The following is a 16257-nucleotide window of genomic DNA, read 5'->3' as shown; positions in this document are numbered from 1 at the left end:
TATCTATTAGGACTCGTTTTTAGTCCCTTCAATTCCATACGAATTTTGTATTTTCTTTCCATCTTCATCCAAAGAATATAGAAGTACTTTCTGATTGCCTTTTACTACACTTACTTCAAATGGAACAATATTGACCACATCAATATGATCAGGAAGTCCAAGGTAAAGAGTATAGCCTTCGACAAATTTTTCATTTAATTCATCAACACTTATATTGATGGTTGGGTTGAATGTTTCTACAGAAACCCTGTTTAAAGTTGTACCTACCAGTTTGGTTTGTAATGGGCTCATTCCTTTTCTAAAGAGTTTATGCTGTAATGCATGTCTGAACACATTTTCTTCTAAAGTAATCGGGTTGTGATAAGGTATTTTTTCTAAAACTTTTAACAAATGTTTAGCGTTGTATACCGTTCCGTCAACTGAAAAAGGATAAGACCAGTGCGTAATATTTTTATCCGCATAGTAATCCCATTCATAATGATTGCCTTTTTTCTGAATATAATCGGGGAAACCTTCAATATTATCACCTACATACATTCTGTAAGATGAATTTTCAGGATCTTTTTTAAATTCTGAAAGAACTTCTTCATCCAGAATTACATCATTATAAAAGACCCCATCATCAGTATTGAACATAACCAACTCATGTTTGGTCTTTCTTAGTAATCCTGAAGCAGCCCTTTGAAGTTATCACCTTGTTTATTCTTTAGATTTTTCTCTAGAAAGAATTTTAAATTTTTTTTGTTGGTAAGTGTTTTGAAAAAAGCGGAATCAAACCATATTTCTTTTCTTTCTTCAAAACAAATATTGGGATAGTTTTTATACTTTTCAATTAATTTTTTATACCCTAAATGATGATTTCCGGTAGTGTGATATAAAATAACCGTCTCATAATCATCTATCTTGATTTTTTTTAAAATAGTACTTAGCAGATAATCTACCTGCATTGCACGGTTATATGAAAAGATAATATTTAAAAGCATGATGAATTATTTTGAAATGATGAGTACTGAAAAGTTATAATTTTTTGATTTCCGAAACAATAGCGGGTGAAATTACACCGGGTGATTTTTTGATGTCACCGAATTGATTTCTGATTCCATTGATCTCAAAACCAAAAGATTGAGTTTTGAATGCAATCTCAGAACGGTTTATTCCCCAGAACATATCAAAATAATAAGAATCTTCATTCAATATATTAGCAGGAATATCAAAGCTCATAGAATACGCACCAGGTTCTCCGTTTTCGCTAATCATAAAACCATTACTCATTACAATTACTTCATGTGAGTTTTTCACATAAAACGAAAGATCTACAGTAGCATTTTGAATGGTACTTATAAAATCTATTTTTATTTTTACTCCTGAATTGATATTCAGGACATTTCCTTGAATAGGTGTTGCCGAATAAGCCTGAACTTTAATTTTTTCATTACCTATTTCGAAATTATCTCTTGGGGCTTCATAATGGGAGATATATGAATTCTTACGTTGATATTCAATAATACATTTATCCTTATCACCTTGCATTACTACAGATCCTTTATCTAAAAGAATAGCACTGTTGCAAAGTTCATTAATAGCAGCCATATTGTGACTTACAAAAAGTACCGTTCTTCCTTGCCCCTTTGTTACGTCACCCATTTTTCCAAGACATTTCTTTTGAAACTCAGAGTCTCCTACTGCAAGCACTTCATCTACAATCAGAATTTCAGACTCAAGGTGAGCCGCCACAGCAAATGCCAGACGAACATACATTCCTGAAGAATATCTTTTCACTGGAGTATCAATATATCTTTCAACTCCAGAGAAATCTACGATTTCATCAAATTTTCGGGTGATTTCTTTTCTGGTCATTCCGAGAATAGCACCATTAAGATATACATTTTCACGCCCTGTCATTTCAGGGTGAAATCCTGTTCCTACTTCCAGCAATGAGGCAATTCTTCCCTGAGTATAAATCTTTCCGGTTGTTGGTTTGGTTACTTTACTTAAAAGTTTGAGTAAAGTAGATTTGCCAGCACCATTTCTTCCTATAATTCCTACAGCATCTCCCTGTTCAATCTCAAAATTGATATCACGGAGTGACCAAACATATTCAGAATCTCCTTTTGTTGTTCTGTCATTCGTTTCACCAATTTTTAGATAAGGATCTTCTTTCCCTCTTACTTTATGCCAGAATCTGTTAAGGTCATGGGAGAGAGTCCCCGTTCCCACCTGTCCCAGACGGTATTGTTTTGATATGTTTTCTGCTTTTAAAGCCAGCATGTTTTGATTGATTTTAGATTAAAGATAACAGTTAAATCTTATACGGTGTCCATAAAGGTCTTTTCAACCTTATTAAAGATCAGTATTCCCAATAGCAAAAGAATAAGAATCAGAACTGTGCTGATTCCCAGCATTAATGGCGAAAAATCACCTACGCCAAGCCATGCATACTTAAAACACTCGAAAATCCCCGTAAGCGGATTATAGTAAGCAAGCTTTTTGAATCCTGCCGGAAGGGAAGATACCGGATAGATAACCGGAGTAGCATACATATATAAACTGACTCCAAATCCCAAAAGCATGCTCAAATCTTTATATTTTGTAGTAAGTGCCGAAAATATCATACCTACTCCTAACGCAAAAAAGGCCATCAGTATAATCAGAAAGGAGTCGCAAGAATCCAGATATTAGGTTGCACCTTTCCCTGGCTCAGATAATAAGCCCATGCAAGAAGGAATAGAAGGAATTGTACTCCAAAACGCATCAGGTTTGAGATGACAACTGAAAGTGGCGTTACCAGTCTTGGGAAATACACTTTTCCGAAAATGGTTGAATTCCCTACAAAGGTACTGGAAGTAGTCAGCAATGAAGCTGAGAAGTAATTCCAGAGAGTTACACCAGACAGATAAAATAAAATAGGGGGTGCACCATCTGTAGGAAGTTTGGCAATCGCTCCAAAAACAACCAGATAGACTATTGTTGTTAAAACCGGGTTAATAAAAAACCAGATTGGCCCCAAAATGGTTTGCTTGAAGCTCGATATGAAATCTCTTTTTACAAACATGTAAACAAGATCCTTATACCGCCATACTTCTTTGAGCTTTAAATCAAATAAAGAATGATTCGCTTCAATTGTTTCTGTCCACTTTTGCTGTGGTTCATTCATCTGTGTAAGTTTTTGCAAATTTATAATAATTAATTCTTACCGGATTTCTTAGTCTGTAAATTATTGTTTACATAAAACTAAAAAATATCAACTAATATATTGATATTTGTTATTATAGGCAAAAACTATTGGCTGTAAAGCCAATAGTTTGCAAGGTTTATAAATAGTAAGTCTATTGACCAACGAGTTGTTTCAAATATTGACCATAGCCACTTTTTCCATATTTTGCTGCCGTTTCCAATAATTTTTCCTCATTGATGAATTTATTCCTAAAAGCAATTTCCTCAATACATCCAATCTTGAAGCCTTGCCTTTTTTCAATAACACTTACAAATTCCGAAGCATCATTAAGGGAATCAAAAGTTCCGGTATCCAACCAAGCGGTACCTCTGTCCAAAACACCTACTTCAAGTTTTTCATTTTTTAGATAAACGTTGTTAATATCTGTGATTTCTAATTCTCCTCTTGCGGATGGTTTTATGTTTTTAGCAATTTCTACCACATTATTGTCGTAAAAATAAAGACCCGGTACCGCGTAATTTGATTTTGGTTTTAAAGGCTTTTCTTCAATAGAAACAGCCTTGAAGTTATCATCAAATTCTACAACTCCATATCTTTCAGGATCTGCAACGTGATAAGCAAAAACAACGCCTCCATTAGGGTTTGTTTTATTTTTTAATAAAGTCCCCATTTCAGAACCATAGAAGATGTTGTCTCCTAAAACAAGAGCTGCCGGATCATTACCTATAAACTTATCCCCTAGAATAAAGCTTGTGCCAGACCGTCTGGGCTTGGTTGTACAATATATTCTATATTACAACCAATCTGAGAGCCATCACCTAATAGTTTAATGAACCCAGCCTGATCATGTGGGGTTGTAATGATCAGAATATCCTTAATTCCAGCTAAAAGTAAAGTGGATAATGGATAATAGATCATCGGTTTATCATAAACAGGCATTAGCTGTTTGCTTACGGCAATAGTTAGAGGGTAAAGTCTTGTTCCGGATCCTCCGGCTAATATTATTCCTTTCATCTTTTTTATTTTATATTCTGTGATTGGCAATACTAATTGTACTGATTTTCATAGTATTTTTGGTAATCTCCGCTGGTTACATTCTCAAGCCATTCCTTGTTCTCAAGGTACCAGTCTATGGTTTTTCCTAATCCTTCTTCAAATGTTACGGAAGGCTTCCATCCCAAATCCTTATTTAATTTAGTGGCATCAATAGCATAACGTTTATCATGCCCCGGTCTGTCTTTGACAAATGTGATCAGTTTTTCAGAATAGCCTTCAGGTTTTCCAAGTTTAGCATCCATCTGTTTGATTAATTCTTTAACCAAATCAATGTTCTGCCATTCATTGAATCCTCCTATATTATAAGTTTCTCCGGTTTTTGCTTCGTTGAAGATCTGGTGTATTCCTTTAGCATGATCAATTACAAATAACCAATCTCTTGTATATTTTCCATCACCATAAATAGGCAAAGGCTTTCATTAATAATATTAGAGATACAAAGGGGAATTAATTTCTCAGGGAAATGATTGGGTCCATAATTATTGGAACAGTTAGATACAATAAATGGCATTCCATATGTATTTCCATAGGCTCTAACCAGGTGGTCTGAAGCTGCTTTTGAAGCAGAATATGGAGATTGAGGATCATAAGAAGTCGTTTCAAGGAAAAAACCTGTTTCTCCTAAGCTTCCATATACTTCATCCGTAGAAACATGATAAAAAAGGTTTGTTCTTTTTTCATCAGGGAATCTTCCGTGGGTATGATCTGGATTTAAGATCCAAAACTCCTTACAGAGATTAAGAAGATTGGCAGTACCATTTACATTCGTGTTGATAAATGCCATCGGATCGGTGATACTTCTGTCAACGTGACTCTCTGCAGCTAAATGTACAACCGCATCTGGGTTGTATTTTTCAAAAACCCTTCTTAATTCTTCAGGTTTTGTAATATCTGCTTTTTCGAAAACATAATTAGGTTCATTTTCAATATCCTTAAGGTTTTCCAAATTTCCAGCATAAGTAAGAGCATCAAGATTGATGATCATACTTTTCGGATTGTTTTTTACAAATTCTCTTACAACATGGGATCCAATGAATCCTGCTCCTCCCGTAATAATAATATTTTTCATTTCTTTATTTTGTAATTGTCTTTCTACCTATACTTTTATAATAAAACCCATTTTGTTCAGGGATTTCAAGCGGATACATATTTCTACCATCAAAAATCACCTTATTTTTCATTTTTCTAGCCATAAGCTCGAAATTAGGATTTTTGAATTCTGGCCATTCTGTAGCAATAAATAAGGCATCTACATCTTCCAGTGCATCATACATTCCTTTAGCATATTGGATTTTATCACCCAATAGTTTTTGGACATTATTTTCAGCAACAGCATCATAAGCTACAATTTTTGCGCCTTTTTCTAATAAAAGGGCAATATTGTCTAAAGAAGAGGCTTCTCTAATGTCGTCTGTGTTAGCTTTGAAGGCTAATCCCCACATGGCAATTTTTTTTCCAGCAACATTTCCGCCAAAATATTTTTCAATTTCAGAAACAAGAATAACCTTCTGAGATGTATTTACATTTTCTGTAGCCTCTAGAATCTGGAAGTTGAAATCCTCTTGTTTTCCCGATTTTATAAGGGCTTTTACATCTTTAGGAAAACAGCTCCCGCCGTATCCAATGCCTGGGAATAGAAATCGGTGTCCGATTCTGTCATCACTTCCCATTCCTAATCTTACTTTATCTACATCAGCACCTACCTTTTCACAGTAATTAGCGATTTCATTCATAAAGGTAATCTTTACTGCAAGGAATGAGTTAGCGGCATATTTTGTGAGTTCGGATGATTTTTCATCCATGAAAATAATAGGGATTCCCGTATTGGTAAATGGCTGGTATATTTTAGCCATAATTTCTTTTGCCTTTTCAGAGCTTGCTCCAACCACTACCCTTGAAGGATTCATTGAATCTTCAACAGCAAAGCCTTCTCTTAAAAATTCGGGATTAGAAACAACATCAAAAGGGATGTTTGTTTTAGATGATATAGCTTCTCTTACTCTGTCTGCAGTGCCTACAGGAACAGTGCTTTTATTGACAACAACCTTGTATTCGGTCATCATTTCTCCAATGTCATTTGCGACCTTTAATACATAAGAGAGATCTGCTGAACCATCCTCACCCGGAGGAGTAGGTAAGGCCAGATAAATCACCTCACTTTTGTCTAAAGCTTCTTTTAAATTGGTAGTGAAAAATAATCTTTCAGATTGGATGTTTCTAAGGAACATCTCTTCAAGGTTCGGCTCGTAGATGGGAACAATGCCGTTTTTCATGCCTTCTACCTTTTTTTCATCAATATCAACACAGTATACTGAATTGCCAAGCTCCGCAAGAGTAGTTCCTGTAACTAACCCTACGTAACCTGTTCCTACAATCGTTATATTCAAAATGTTTGTTTTTTAAATTCAAAGACAAAAATAATAAAAATACCTTCACTTACTTGTTTAATTTAATGTAAATGAATTTCGTTCTATTTGCTTGATAATAAGATAATTTTGCATTTTTGGAAAAAAAGCGTATATTTGCAATGGATTTACGGAAAAAATGGGAAGGCTTCGCAAGAAAGCCTTTTTTCGTACTGTAAATCAAGATAAAAGAATGTATGGAGTTTAAAAAAAGAATTGAAGAATTATTAAATGAATTCCTTGAGAACAGAGAAGATCTTTTTCTTATTGATCTTAAGATCTCTGCAGGGGATGATGTTACAGTGATTTTAGATGGTGATAATGGAGTTTCTTTGCAGGATTGTCTTGATGCAAGCCGTGCCATAGAATTTAATATGGATCGTGAAGAACACGACTTTAGCCTTCAGGTAATGTCTGCGGGATTAAGCGAGCCATTAGTAACACCAAGACAGTTCAATAAAAACATAGGAAGAGAGATTGAAGTGATGCTGGAGGATTCTTCTAAAATAGAAGGGGAATTGTCAAAAGTAGACGAAGAGAAGATCACTCTTGTTTTACGTTACCGTAAACCGAAAGATATCGGAAAAGGAAAGGTGGATGTGGAAGAGGAAAAAGAAATTCCTTACACTGAGATCAAAAAGGCATTAGTAGTAATTAAATTTTAAAAAAGAAAAAAAAATAGATGGATAATATAGCGTTGATTGAATCCTTTGGTGATTTTAAAGACGAAAAAGGGATCAGTAAGATTGATCTTATGGCAATTATTGAAGATTCACTGAAGACACTTTTGAGAAAAAGATTCGATTCAGATGACCATTTTGATGTAATTGTAAACCCGGATAAAGGAGATTTTCAGATATTTTTAAATAAAACAATTGTAGAGGACGAAATGTCTGAAGATGATGATTTGGAAATTGAAATTTCTGAAGCAAAGAAGATTGATCCTACCTTCGAAGTAGGTGAGGACTTTACAATGGAAATTCCTGTTGCACAGTTGGGAAGAAGAAATATTCTTACCTTAAAGCAAATTCTGGCTACAAAACTTCAAGAGCATAACAATGCTATGCTGTACGAACAGTTTAGAGATAAAATTGGTGAAATCGTTGTCGGTGAAATTCACCACATCCGTCACAAACATGTAATTTTGTTAGATGACGAAGGAAACGAATTCATTTTACCAAAAGAAAACCAGATCCCATCCGATTTCTTTAAAAAGGGTGAGAATATCAGAGCTATTGTTGAGACAGTAGATTTTAAAGGTTCAAAACCGCAGATTATTATTTCCAGAACTGCACCTAAATTCCTAGAGAAATTATTAGAGCTGGAAATTCCTGAAATCCAAGACGGAACGATTATCTTGAAAAAGGTAGTGAGAATTCCTGGAGAAAAGGCGAAAATTGCAGTAGATGCTTATGATGACAGAATTGATCCTGTAGGAGCTTGTGTGGGGGTTAAAGGATCCAGAATTCATGGAGTAGTAAGAGAGTTGAAAAATGAAAACATCGATGTTATTCAGTGGTCTAAAAACCCTGAAATTTTGGTGAAGAGATCTTTAGGTAATATTACTATTAATAAAATTGATATCAACGAAGAGGCAAACTATGCATTAGTGTATACTCCAGTTGAAGAGATTTCTAAAGTAATCGGAAAACAAGGGCAGAATATCAGATTGGCTTCTTGGTTGACAGGATATGAAATTGATGTTTACAGAGAGTCCAGCGAGGATGACGATGTTGAATTGAGAGAATTCAATGACGATATTGAGCAGTGGATTTTGGATGAATTTAAGAAAGTAGGACTTACAACTGCAAAATCAGTACTTGATAAAGAAACTGAGAGTCTTTTAAATATGGTTGACCTTGAAGAAGAAACAATTGAAGAGGTTAAGCGTATTCTGAGAGAAGAATTTGAAGATTAAGATGTAAATAAATCTTAATAAACAGTGAAAAGGAAATACTTTAATTTTAAAAATTAAAAAACAGTAAATAATATAGATGCCAAAAATTAGATTAAATAAAGCGGTTAAGGAATTCAACATCTCGATGTCCAGATTAGTAGAGTTTTTACACTCAAAGGGTTTCGAGGTTGAAGGCAATCCTAACGCTCAATTGGAAGAATCGGCATATTCTGCATTGGAAGCTGAGTTTGCTAAAGATGGCGAACAAAGAAAAGCTTCCCATGAGGTGGTGATCACTAAAGTTCCGGAAGAAAAACTGGAAATTGAAGAGAAGAAAACCCCTGAAGTGATAAGAGCTAAAGCAAACAAACCAGAAACTAAAATTTTAGGTAAGATAGATTTAGAACCTACTAAGCCTGAAGTTGAAGAAACCCCTGCAGCTCCTGTAGCGACACCGGTGGAAGAAAAGAAAGAAGAAATTGTGAAAGAAGAACCGGAAGTAAAAGCAGCTCCTGAAAAGCAGGAATTTAAAGTTTTGGATAAAATTGATTTGTCTCAAATAGAATCTAGAAATAGACCTGTGAAAAAAGACAAGCCAAAAATGGAGGAGAAAAAAGAAGAAGCAAAACCGGTTGAACCTGTAAAAGAAACTCCAAAACCAGTGGTAGAAGAGAAAAAAATAGAAGCTCCAAAAGTGGAAGCTGAACCTGAAAATCAGGAACCTCAAAAAATTGAAACTGTTTATCAGAAACTGGACGGTCCTAAGATCGTAGGTGAAAAAATTGACTTAACTCAGTTTGCACCAAAACCAGGAGCTGGTGCTAAAAAGAAAAGAAAGAGAATTGAAAAGCCAGGTGGTCAGAATAATAATCAAGGCCAAGGTGGAAATAATCAAAACTCTGGAAATAATAACCAAGGTGGCCAGGGTGGAAACCGTCCGCACAATAATAACAATGGTGGTGGACAAGGTGGAAACCGTCAAGGACAAGGTGGACAAGGAAATCGCCCACCAGGTCAAGGTGGCCAAGGTGGAAACCGTTTCGGAAATAACCAAGGTGGAAACCGTCCAGGTGGCCAAGGTGGTGGATTCAAGAAAGGAGGTCAAAACAACAGACCTGGTCAAAGAGTTATGCCAGTTGAATTAACTGACGAGCAAGTTAAAAACCAGATCAAGGAAACCTTAGAAAAACTTACCAATAAAGGAGGTAAATCTAAATCTGCAAAACACAGAAAGGATAAAAGAACTTACCGTAGAGAACAGGATGAGCGTCAACAAGAATTTGAAGCACAGGACAGAACACTGAAGGTGACAGAATTTATCACAGTAGGTGAATTAGCAAGTTTAATGAACGTTTCTCCAACTGAAGTTATCTCTGCTTGTTTCTCACTTGGGGTAATGGTTACTATGAACCAAAGATTAGAAGCTGATACCTTGTTATTAGTAGCAGATGAATTTGGGTATAAAATTGAATTCTCAGATGCTGATCTTGAAGAAAGTGATGCTGAAGATGAAATCGATAACGAAGAAGATCTAGTTACTAGAGCTCCAATTGTTACTGTAATGGGACACGTTGACCATGGTAAAACATCATTACTTGACTACATTAGAAACAAATGTAATTGCAGGTGAATCCGGAGGAATTACTCAGCATATTGGTGCTTACAATGTTAAACTTGAAAACGGACAGAGAATTACATTCTTAGATACACCAGGTCACGAAGCCTTTACAGCAATGAGAGCTAGAGGTGCTCAGATTACCGATATTGCTATTATTGTAATTGCAGCAGACGACGATGTAATGCCTCAAACGAGAGAAGCTATTTCTCACGCACAGGCAGCAGGTGTACCTATGATTATTGCATTGAATAAGGTTGATAGACCAAATGCAAATCCTGATAATATCCGTCAGCAGCTTTCAGGGATGAATATCCTTGTAGAAGAATGGGGAGGGAATGTTCAGGCTCAGGAAATTTCTGCGAAATTTGGTAATAACATGGATATTCTATTAGAGAAAGTATTACTTCAGGCAGAAATGCTTGATCTAAAAGCTAATCCTAGTAGAAATGCTCAAGGTGTTGTTATTGAAGCTTCATTGGATAAAGGAAGAGGATATGTTGCCACTATGTTAGTGCAGGCAGGAACTCTGAAAGTTGGAGATTATGTAGTTGCTGGTAAAAATCATGGTAAAGTAAAAGCCATGCTTGATGAAAGAGGACGAAATCTTTCGGAAGCAGGGCCATCTATTCCTGTAACAATCTTAGGCTTGGATGGGGCACCTACAGCAGGTGATAAATTCCGAGTATATGCTGACGAAAGTGAGGGTAAAACCATTGCAAATAAGAGAGAACAACTTCAGAGAGAACTTTCTATCAGAACGAAAAAACATACAACGCTTGAAGAATTGGGTAGACGTATTGCTTTAGGAGAATTCAAAGAATTGAATATTATCCTTAAAGGTGACGTGGATGGTTCAGTGGAAGCATTGTCTGATCAGTTACAAAGATTATCAACAGAAGAAATCAGCGTGAAAATTCTTCACTCAGGTGTAGGACAGATCACTGAATCTGATATCAACTTAGCAGCAGCATCAGATGCTATTATCATTGGATTCAACGTAAGAGCTGGTGCTAATGCAAAAGAACTTGCAGACCGTGAGGAAATTGAAATCAGAACATATTCTGTAATCTATAAAGCAATTGATGAAGTAAAAGAAGCAATGGAAGGAATGCTTTCTCCAGAAATTCAGGAGCAAGTAATTGGTAATGTTGAAATCCGTGAGGTATTCAAGATTTCTAAAGTTGGTTCAATTGCTGGTTGTATGGTTCTTACCGGAAAAGTAACAAGACAATCTAAGGTACGTTTGTTGAGAGATGGTATTGTGAAATTTGATGGCGAGCTTGAAAGCTTAAAGCGTTTCAAAGATGATGTGAAAGAAGTAACAAAAGGTTACGAATGTGGTCTGAACCTTAAAGGATACAATGATATTGAAATCGGAGATATTCTTGAAGTTTATGAAGAAGTAGCAGTTAAGAAAAAGCTGAAATAATATTCAGATAAATAGATAAAAATAAGCCGTCTCATTGAGACGGCTTATTTTGTTTATGTGCTTTTTGAATTTGATATTATGCTTAGGAATTTATATTCCTTATTGTAAAAATTCTAAATATAAAATTTCGTTTTTTAATGCTTATTTATTTGATGAAAATAAGATTGACTTACCGTTTGTAGTGTGTTAAAATCTTTTTTATGAGTGGTTTAAGATATAATACAGAAAATGAGTGGCTTGGGATTTTATTGAATAAGTCTAAAAAAATATACTCAAATATATAAAAGTTTATAGCTTGCCAAAAACTATTAATATTTTTATAAATAAAGATGTATTTGGTTGAAAATTAGCGCTATTGTAATTTAGATTTATTATAAATAATTTTTTTTTCATCGAATTATTAATTGTTAAATCGCTTTTTAAAACGCTTATTTTATTTTTTGTTAAATAAAGTGGACTTAATATTGTGAATCTTTTTGTTTATAAGGGGTTCTGTCTATGAGATTGTGAATGAAAATGGACTTTGTTTATACATGAAATTTGCTAGTGTTAATATTTATTAACATATTTGCGACTAAAATATATTAAAATTTGTTAATATGAATGTTAAACTACGTGTATTGAGCGTTGGAGCATTGTTCTTTATAGGACAGGCTGTGTCTGCTCAAAAAGTTAAGAAAGATACTACGGCTAAAGAAACTCAGATTGACGAGGTTGTGATGGTTGGGTATGGAAAGCAAAAGAAGACTGACGTTACGGGTGCTATTACAACCGTTAAGAGTGAAGTTTTGCAAGAGCAGCCGGTTGCATCCGTTGAATTAGCCTTACAAGGAAAAGCTCCTGGGGTTCAGGTAGCAAATACAGGTGGACGTGCCGGAAATAATACCAAAATTAGTATTAGAGGAAATGGATCATTAAGTGCATCCAATAACCCTCTTTATATCATTGATGGGATTCCTCAGGAATCATTAGGAAACCTTGCTCCGGAAGATATCAGTAGTATGGAAATCTTGAAAGATGCAGCTTCTGCGGCGATCTATGGTTCCAGAGCCTCAAACGGGGTTGTATTGGTTGAAACAAGGGCTGGAAGATATAATGGAAAACCTAGTGTTTCTTTTTCATCATCTTATGGTATTCAGGAAGTGATCAAAAGACCGAGGCTATTGAATGCTCAACAGTATAAGCAGGTTCATGACGTAGCAAGACAGAATTATCTGAATGATATTGCAGCAGGTATTTTACCAAAGCCTGCTAGCCAAATTGGATTAACACCAATGACAGATACTGGGATAAATACAGACTGGATGGACTACGTTTTACAAACAGGTGCCATTACAAATAATCAGATAAGCTTTACTGCGGGTGGGCCAATGTCTAAAATGTATTTCTCTGCCTCTCATATTGGGCAAGATGGTATTATCATCGGGGATAATTATGAAATATCAAGAGCAAGATTGAATGTTGAACAAAAGTTTGCCGATAATTTTAAAATTGGTGTAAATTCATATTTTACCTACTCAAAAGCGGTTCCAGTTGCAGATGATAATGATACTTATCAGCCTTATTCCAATGCAATGAGTGCCCCTCCAAACATGGCTCCATATGGTGCTAATGGTAAACCTAATAGATTTAGTTTTAACAATCCTCTATTTGCATACGAACGTCAAGTTTGGGACAAATGGCAAAATATTGGGGCTAATTTCTTCGCGATCTATAACCCTATTAAGGAAATTACTTTAAAAACCTCAATCAGTGGTAATATTGCATCTGAGAGATATAGCAGATTTGATGCCCCTAATACAAGAAGAGGAGAAAATGCTGGAGTACCATGGGGGTATGGCCTGTATAGAACAAGAAATAACAGAGATTATTTGATCGAAAATACGGCTTCTTATGATAAGGGGTTTGTAGATAATAGACTAAAGCTAAGTGTTTTAGTTGGGCAGTCGTTCCAGAATTGGCAATATGAAGATTCTTTTGTTCAAGGTGAGAATTTCCCATCTAATAGCTTACCGTGGTTAGTTTCTGCGGCAACAATTAACAATGGAAGAAGTTATATGATCTCTATGTCATTAGCATCTTTCTTCGGAAGAGCTCAGTTGACTTGGGATAATAAGTATAACTTAATGCTATCAACCAGATATGATGGTTCTTCAAAATTTGCAAAAGGTAATAAGTGGGGTAATTTCCCAGCAGCTTCACTTGGATGGACTGTATCAAATGAAGAATTCTTCAAAGTTCCTTTTATCAATGAATTGAAGTTGAGAGCTTCTTATGGTCTTACTGGAAACCAGACTGGTATTCCTTATTCAGGAGGACTTAACCTTATTGCTGCAGGACAGAATCATAATCAAGAGCCTGGAACAGCTGTTACAGAAATGTATAACCCTAATTTAAAGTGGGAAAAAGGTAAATCTTTTGATGCAGGTATGGATATATCCATGTTCAACAAAAGAGTTAACTTGACGGTAGATTACTATAATAAAACTACATCAGATTTATTGTATAGACTTCCAGTTCCTCAAGAGTCAGGATTTAGTAGTATGTTAAGTAATATTGGATCTATTAATAATAAAGGGATTGAAGTTAGCTTAGATACAAAAATTATTAAAGGAGAGAGATTTAAGTGGGATTTTGCTGCTAACTTCTCTTATAATAAGAATGTTGTAGAAAAGATTGGAACAAAAACAGGACAGTTTACAACAGGTTTTGATGCAATCGTAAAAGAAGGAGAACCTTTAGGATCATTCTTCTTTATTGAAGCTTTAGGAGTGGCTAAAGAACGCTATGAATATAAAGATCAGAGTGGTAATGTAACAAAAGTTGTTCAGGCTGGGGATATGATCTATAACGACATCAATGGAGATGGAATAATTGACTCTAGAGATAGAAAAGTATTTAATGGAGGTATTGCTCCAATTTATGGAGGTATTTCTACTAGATTTAGTTATGACAGATTAGATCTTTCCATTAATGCTCAATATTCTATTGGAAAAAAAGTATATGCATTGTATAAAGAAAGTCAATTAAATGGAGGTTCTATAGGCTATCCATCGTTCTCTGCGAATATGGTTGCAGAAGAAATGAATTATTGGACACCTAACAATACAAATACTAATGTTCCTCGCCCGCATTTAGCAGGAGCTGTTGCATCTTGGAATAATCAAAGATCTTCAAGATTCTTGGAAGATGCTGATTACTTAAGAATTACAGACATTACAATTGGGTACAATTTTGACAAAACTCAATTAGGTTTTATCAAATCAATGAGAGTATATGCTCAGGTAAGAAATCCATTTACATTTACTAAGTATTCAGGGGTAGATCCAGAAACGTACTATGTAGACCAAACTGCAGTGTCTAATCAGAGTACAGCAGATACAAGTAAAATAACGTCAGGATTTGATCTAAATGGTATTCCAAATGTGAAGGTATATAGTTTAGGGTTAAATGTTAACTTTTAATTAGAAAGAAATGAAAAAAATAAGTATATTATTACTAGCATTTGGGCTATTAGTAAGTTCATGTGAAAAAGCATTGGATATTCAGTCTGAGGTAGCTTTAGATGCTAACTCTCCCCTATCTTCAGATGATGTTGATAAGTTATTAATTGGTGCTTATAGTAGTGTTATGAAACCAAATGATTATGGTTTCTTCAATATTATGGCTCCGGAAATCTTAGCTCAGGATAATCTTGAACCAGTTAAATTTCAGTGGGTTCAGGTTAAGTATATGTATGAACATACGACACCTCCAGGAGATATTCTATTAACTTACTTATATAAAGATTTTTATAAATCAATTAATAGAGCAAACACGGTAATAAGAGTATCAACAGCTTCTAATGCTCAAAAAGGAAAAGCAAGATATGTGAGAGCATTATCTTATTTAAGATTATATGATTTATATGAGGGTGTTCCATTGGTTAATGAAACTTATGATGGTAGTGCAATCAAAGCTTCTTCTCCGAAAGACGTTTTAAATTTTATTATCAATGATCTAAAATTTGCAAAAGATAATATTGAGCCTTTCAATGCCAATGATCCTAAAGCTCTTTTAAAACCTACAAAAGAAGCTGCTATGGCTCTTCTTGCTAGAGTTTACAGAATGAATGGAGATATTCAAAATGCAGGTCTTGAAGCTGAAGCATTGATTAAGAGTGGTAAGTTTGCTATTTCAGATAATCCTAAAGATCTAGATGCTGAAACCATTCTTAAGTTTAAAGGAAATAGAGCTGAGGAAAACGGATCTTGGGGTTGGATCTTAAGTTATGACGCAAGCACGTGGAACTGTTTTGCAGCTTCTCAAAGCCTTTTAAACTTGTTAGGAACGAATGATACTAGAAAAGTTTTATTTGATTTTGATGAGGCTCCATCTACTGGAAACTTTGTTTTCTCTAATAAATATAGTAGATCTGATGATTCTGATCTTTTGATCTCAAGAATCCCGGAAATGTATTTAATTTCTGCAGAAGCTGGAAATGCTAATAGATTAACAGAATTACAAACTAAAAGAAATTCAACTCTTTCTTTAGATAATGAAAGAAGATTGGAATTATCTTTTGAGTGGGTAAGATGGTCTGATCTTAAGCTTAAAGGAGAAAAGTATAAACTGCCTTTCCCTCAGGGAGCTGTAGATGCTAATGAACTTTTAGGACAATAATTTCCAAAATTATAG

General features: G+C 34.9%; 10 protein-coding genes and 3 pseudogenes. 5 read left to right on the top strand and 8 right to left on the bottom strand.

Annotated features, from left to right (window positions below):
• Positions 1-6: 6 nt before the first annotated feature.
• The 8 genes and pseudogenes from QWZ06_RS24675 to QWZ06_RS24645 all read right to left on the bottom strand — a co-directional run bounded on the left by QWZ06_RS24675 (position 7) and on the right by QWZ06_RS24645 (position 6618).
• Positions 7-636, bottom strand: a complete 630-nt coding sequence (locus tag QWZ06_RS24675; protein WP_290301770.1) for a hypothetical protein — start codon at positions 634-636, stop codon at positions 7-9.
• A gap of 23 nt (positions 637-659) precedes the next feature.
• Positions 660-983 (bottom strand): hypothetical protein, encoded by a 324-nt coding sequence (locus tag QWZ06_RS24670; RefSeq protein ID WP_290301769.1) that lies wholly within the window; start codon positions 981-983, stop codon positions 660-662.
• Between the two features lie 34 nt (positions 984-1017).
• On the bottom strand, positions 1018-2268 hold the full coding sequence (locus tag QWZ06_RS24665; protein ID WP_290301767.1) for an ABC transporter ATP-binding protein: 1251 nt from the start codon (positions 2266-2268) through the stop codon (positions 1018-1020).
• Positions 2269-2306: 38 nt separating this feature from the next.
• Positions 2307-2639, bottom strand: coding sequence for an ABC transporter permease (locus tag QWZ06_RS28055; protein WP_353960035.1), 333 nt, complete (start codon positions 2637-2639; stop codon positions 2307-2309).
• 8 nt (positions 2640-2647) lie between these two features.
• Complete coding sequence (locus QWZ06_RS28050) at positions 2648-3154, bottom strand: ABC transporter permease (RefSeq protein ID WP_353960034.1); 507 nt, start codon at positions 3152-3154, stop codon at positions 2648-2650.
• A 172-nt stretch (positions 3155-3326) separates the two neighbouring features.
• Positions 3327-4189: pseudogene (gene rfbA, locus QWZ06_RS24655) on the bottom strand (glucose-1-phosphate thymidylyltransferase RfbA).
• Between the two features lie 32 nt (positions 4190-4221).
• Positions 4222-5300: pseudogene (gene rfbB, locus QWZ06_RS24650) on the bottom strand (dTDP-glucose 4,6-dehydratase).
• Positions 5301-5304: 4 nt separating this feature from the next.
• On the bottom strand, positions 5305-6618 hold the full coding sequence (locus tag QWZ06_RS24645; protein WP_290301766.1) for a UDP-glucose dehydrogenase family protein: 1314 nt from the start codon (positions 6616-6618) through the stop codon (positions 5305-5307).
• 215 nt (positions 6619-6833) lie between these two features.
• On the opposite strand from QWZ06_RS24645, the gene rimP reads away from it, so the two are divergent.
• The 5 genes and pseudogenes from rimP to QWZ06_RS24620 all read left to right on the top strand — a co-directional run bounded on the left by rimP (position 6834) and on the right by QWZ06_RS24620 (position 16242).
• Entirely contained in the window at positions 6834-7301 is a 468-nt protein-coding gene (gene rimP, locus QWZ06_RS24640) for a ribosome assembly cofactor RimP (RefSeq protein ID WP_290301764.1), read from the top strand.
• A 17-nt stretch (positions 7302-7318) separates the two neighbouring features.
• Complete coding sequence (gene nusA, locus QWZ06_RS24635; protein WP_160137027.1) at positions 7319-8554, top strand: transcription termination factor NusA; 1236 nt, start codon at positions 7319-7321, stop codon at positions 8552-8554.
• Between the two features lie 76 nt (positions 8555-8630).
• A pseudogene (infB, locus tag QWZ06_RS24630) lies at positions 8631-11580 on the top strand (translation initiation factor IF-2).
• Positions 11581-12179: 599 nt separating this feature from the next.
• The gene (locus tag QWZ06_RS24625; protein WP_290301762.1) at positions 12180-15044 is read left to right on the top strand and encodes a SusC/RagA family TonB-linked outer membrane protein; all 2865 of its coding nucleotides are present in this window, start codon (positions 12180-12182) and stop codon (positions 15042-15044) included.
• 10 nt (positions 15045-15054) lie between these two features.
• Positions 15055-16242: a RagB/SusD family nutrient uptake outer membrane protein gene (locus QWZ06_RS24620; RefSeq protein WP_290301761.1), complete on the top strand. Its 1188-nt coding sequence runs from the start codon at positions 15055-15057 to the stop codon at positions 16240-16242.
• Positions 16243-16257 lie beyond the last annotated feature (15 nt).

The sequence above is a fragment of the Chryseobacterium tructae genome, from assembly GCF_030409875.1.
Lineage (GTDB): Bacteria > Bacteroidota > Bacteroidia > Flavobacteriales > Weeksellaceae > Chryseobacterium > Chryseobacterium tructae.
Note: the sequence above shows the minus strand (reverse complement) of the source record. Positions and strands in the feature narration are given on the sequence as shown.

Excerpts from the sequence above, each read along its gene's own strand:
- QWZ06_RS24625 (WP_290301762.1), top strand. The coding sequence starts at position 12,180 with ATGAATGTTAAACTACGTGTATTGAGCGTTGGAGCATTGTTCTTTATA.
- QWZ06_RS24670 (WP_290301769.1), bottom strand. The coding sequence starts at position 983 with ATGCTTTTAAATATTATCTTTTCATATAACCGTGCAATGCAGGTAGAT.
- QWZ06_RS24620 (WP_290301761.1), top strand. The coding sequence starts at position 15,055 with ATGAAAAAAATAAGTATATTATTACTAGCATTTGGGCTATTAGTAAGT.
- QWZ06_RS28055 (WP_353960035.1), bottom strand. The coding sequence starts at position 2,639 with ATGGCCTTTTTTGCGTTAGGAGTAGGTATGATATTTTCGGCACTTACT.
- QWZ06_RS24675 (WP_290301770.1), bottom strand. The coding sequence starts at position 636 with ATGTTCAATACTGATGATGGGGTCTTTTATAATGATGTAATTCTGGAT.
- rimP (WP_290301764.1), top strand. The coding sequence starts at position 6,834 with ATGGAGTTTAAAAAAAGAATTGAAGAATTATTAAATGAATTCCTTGAG.
- QWZ06_RS24665 (WP_290301767.1), bottom strand. The coding sequence starts at position 2,268 with ATGCTGGCTTTAAAAGCAGAAAACATATCAAAACAATACCGTCTGGGA.
- QWZ06_RS28050 (WP_353960034.1), bottom strand. The coding sequence starts at position 3,154 with ATGAATGAACCACAGCAAAAGTGGACAGAAACAATTGAAGCGAATCAT.
- nusA (WP_160137027.1), top strand. The coding sequence starts at position 7,319 with ATGGATAATATAGCGTTGATTGAATCCTTTGGTGATTTTAAAGACGAA.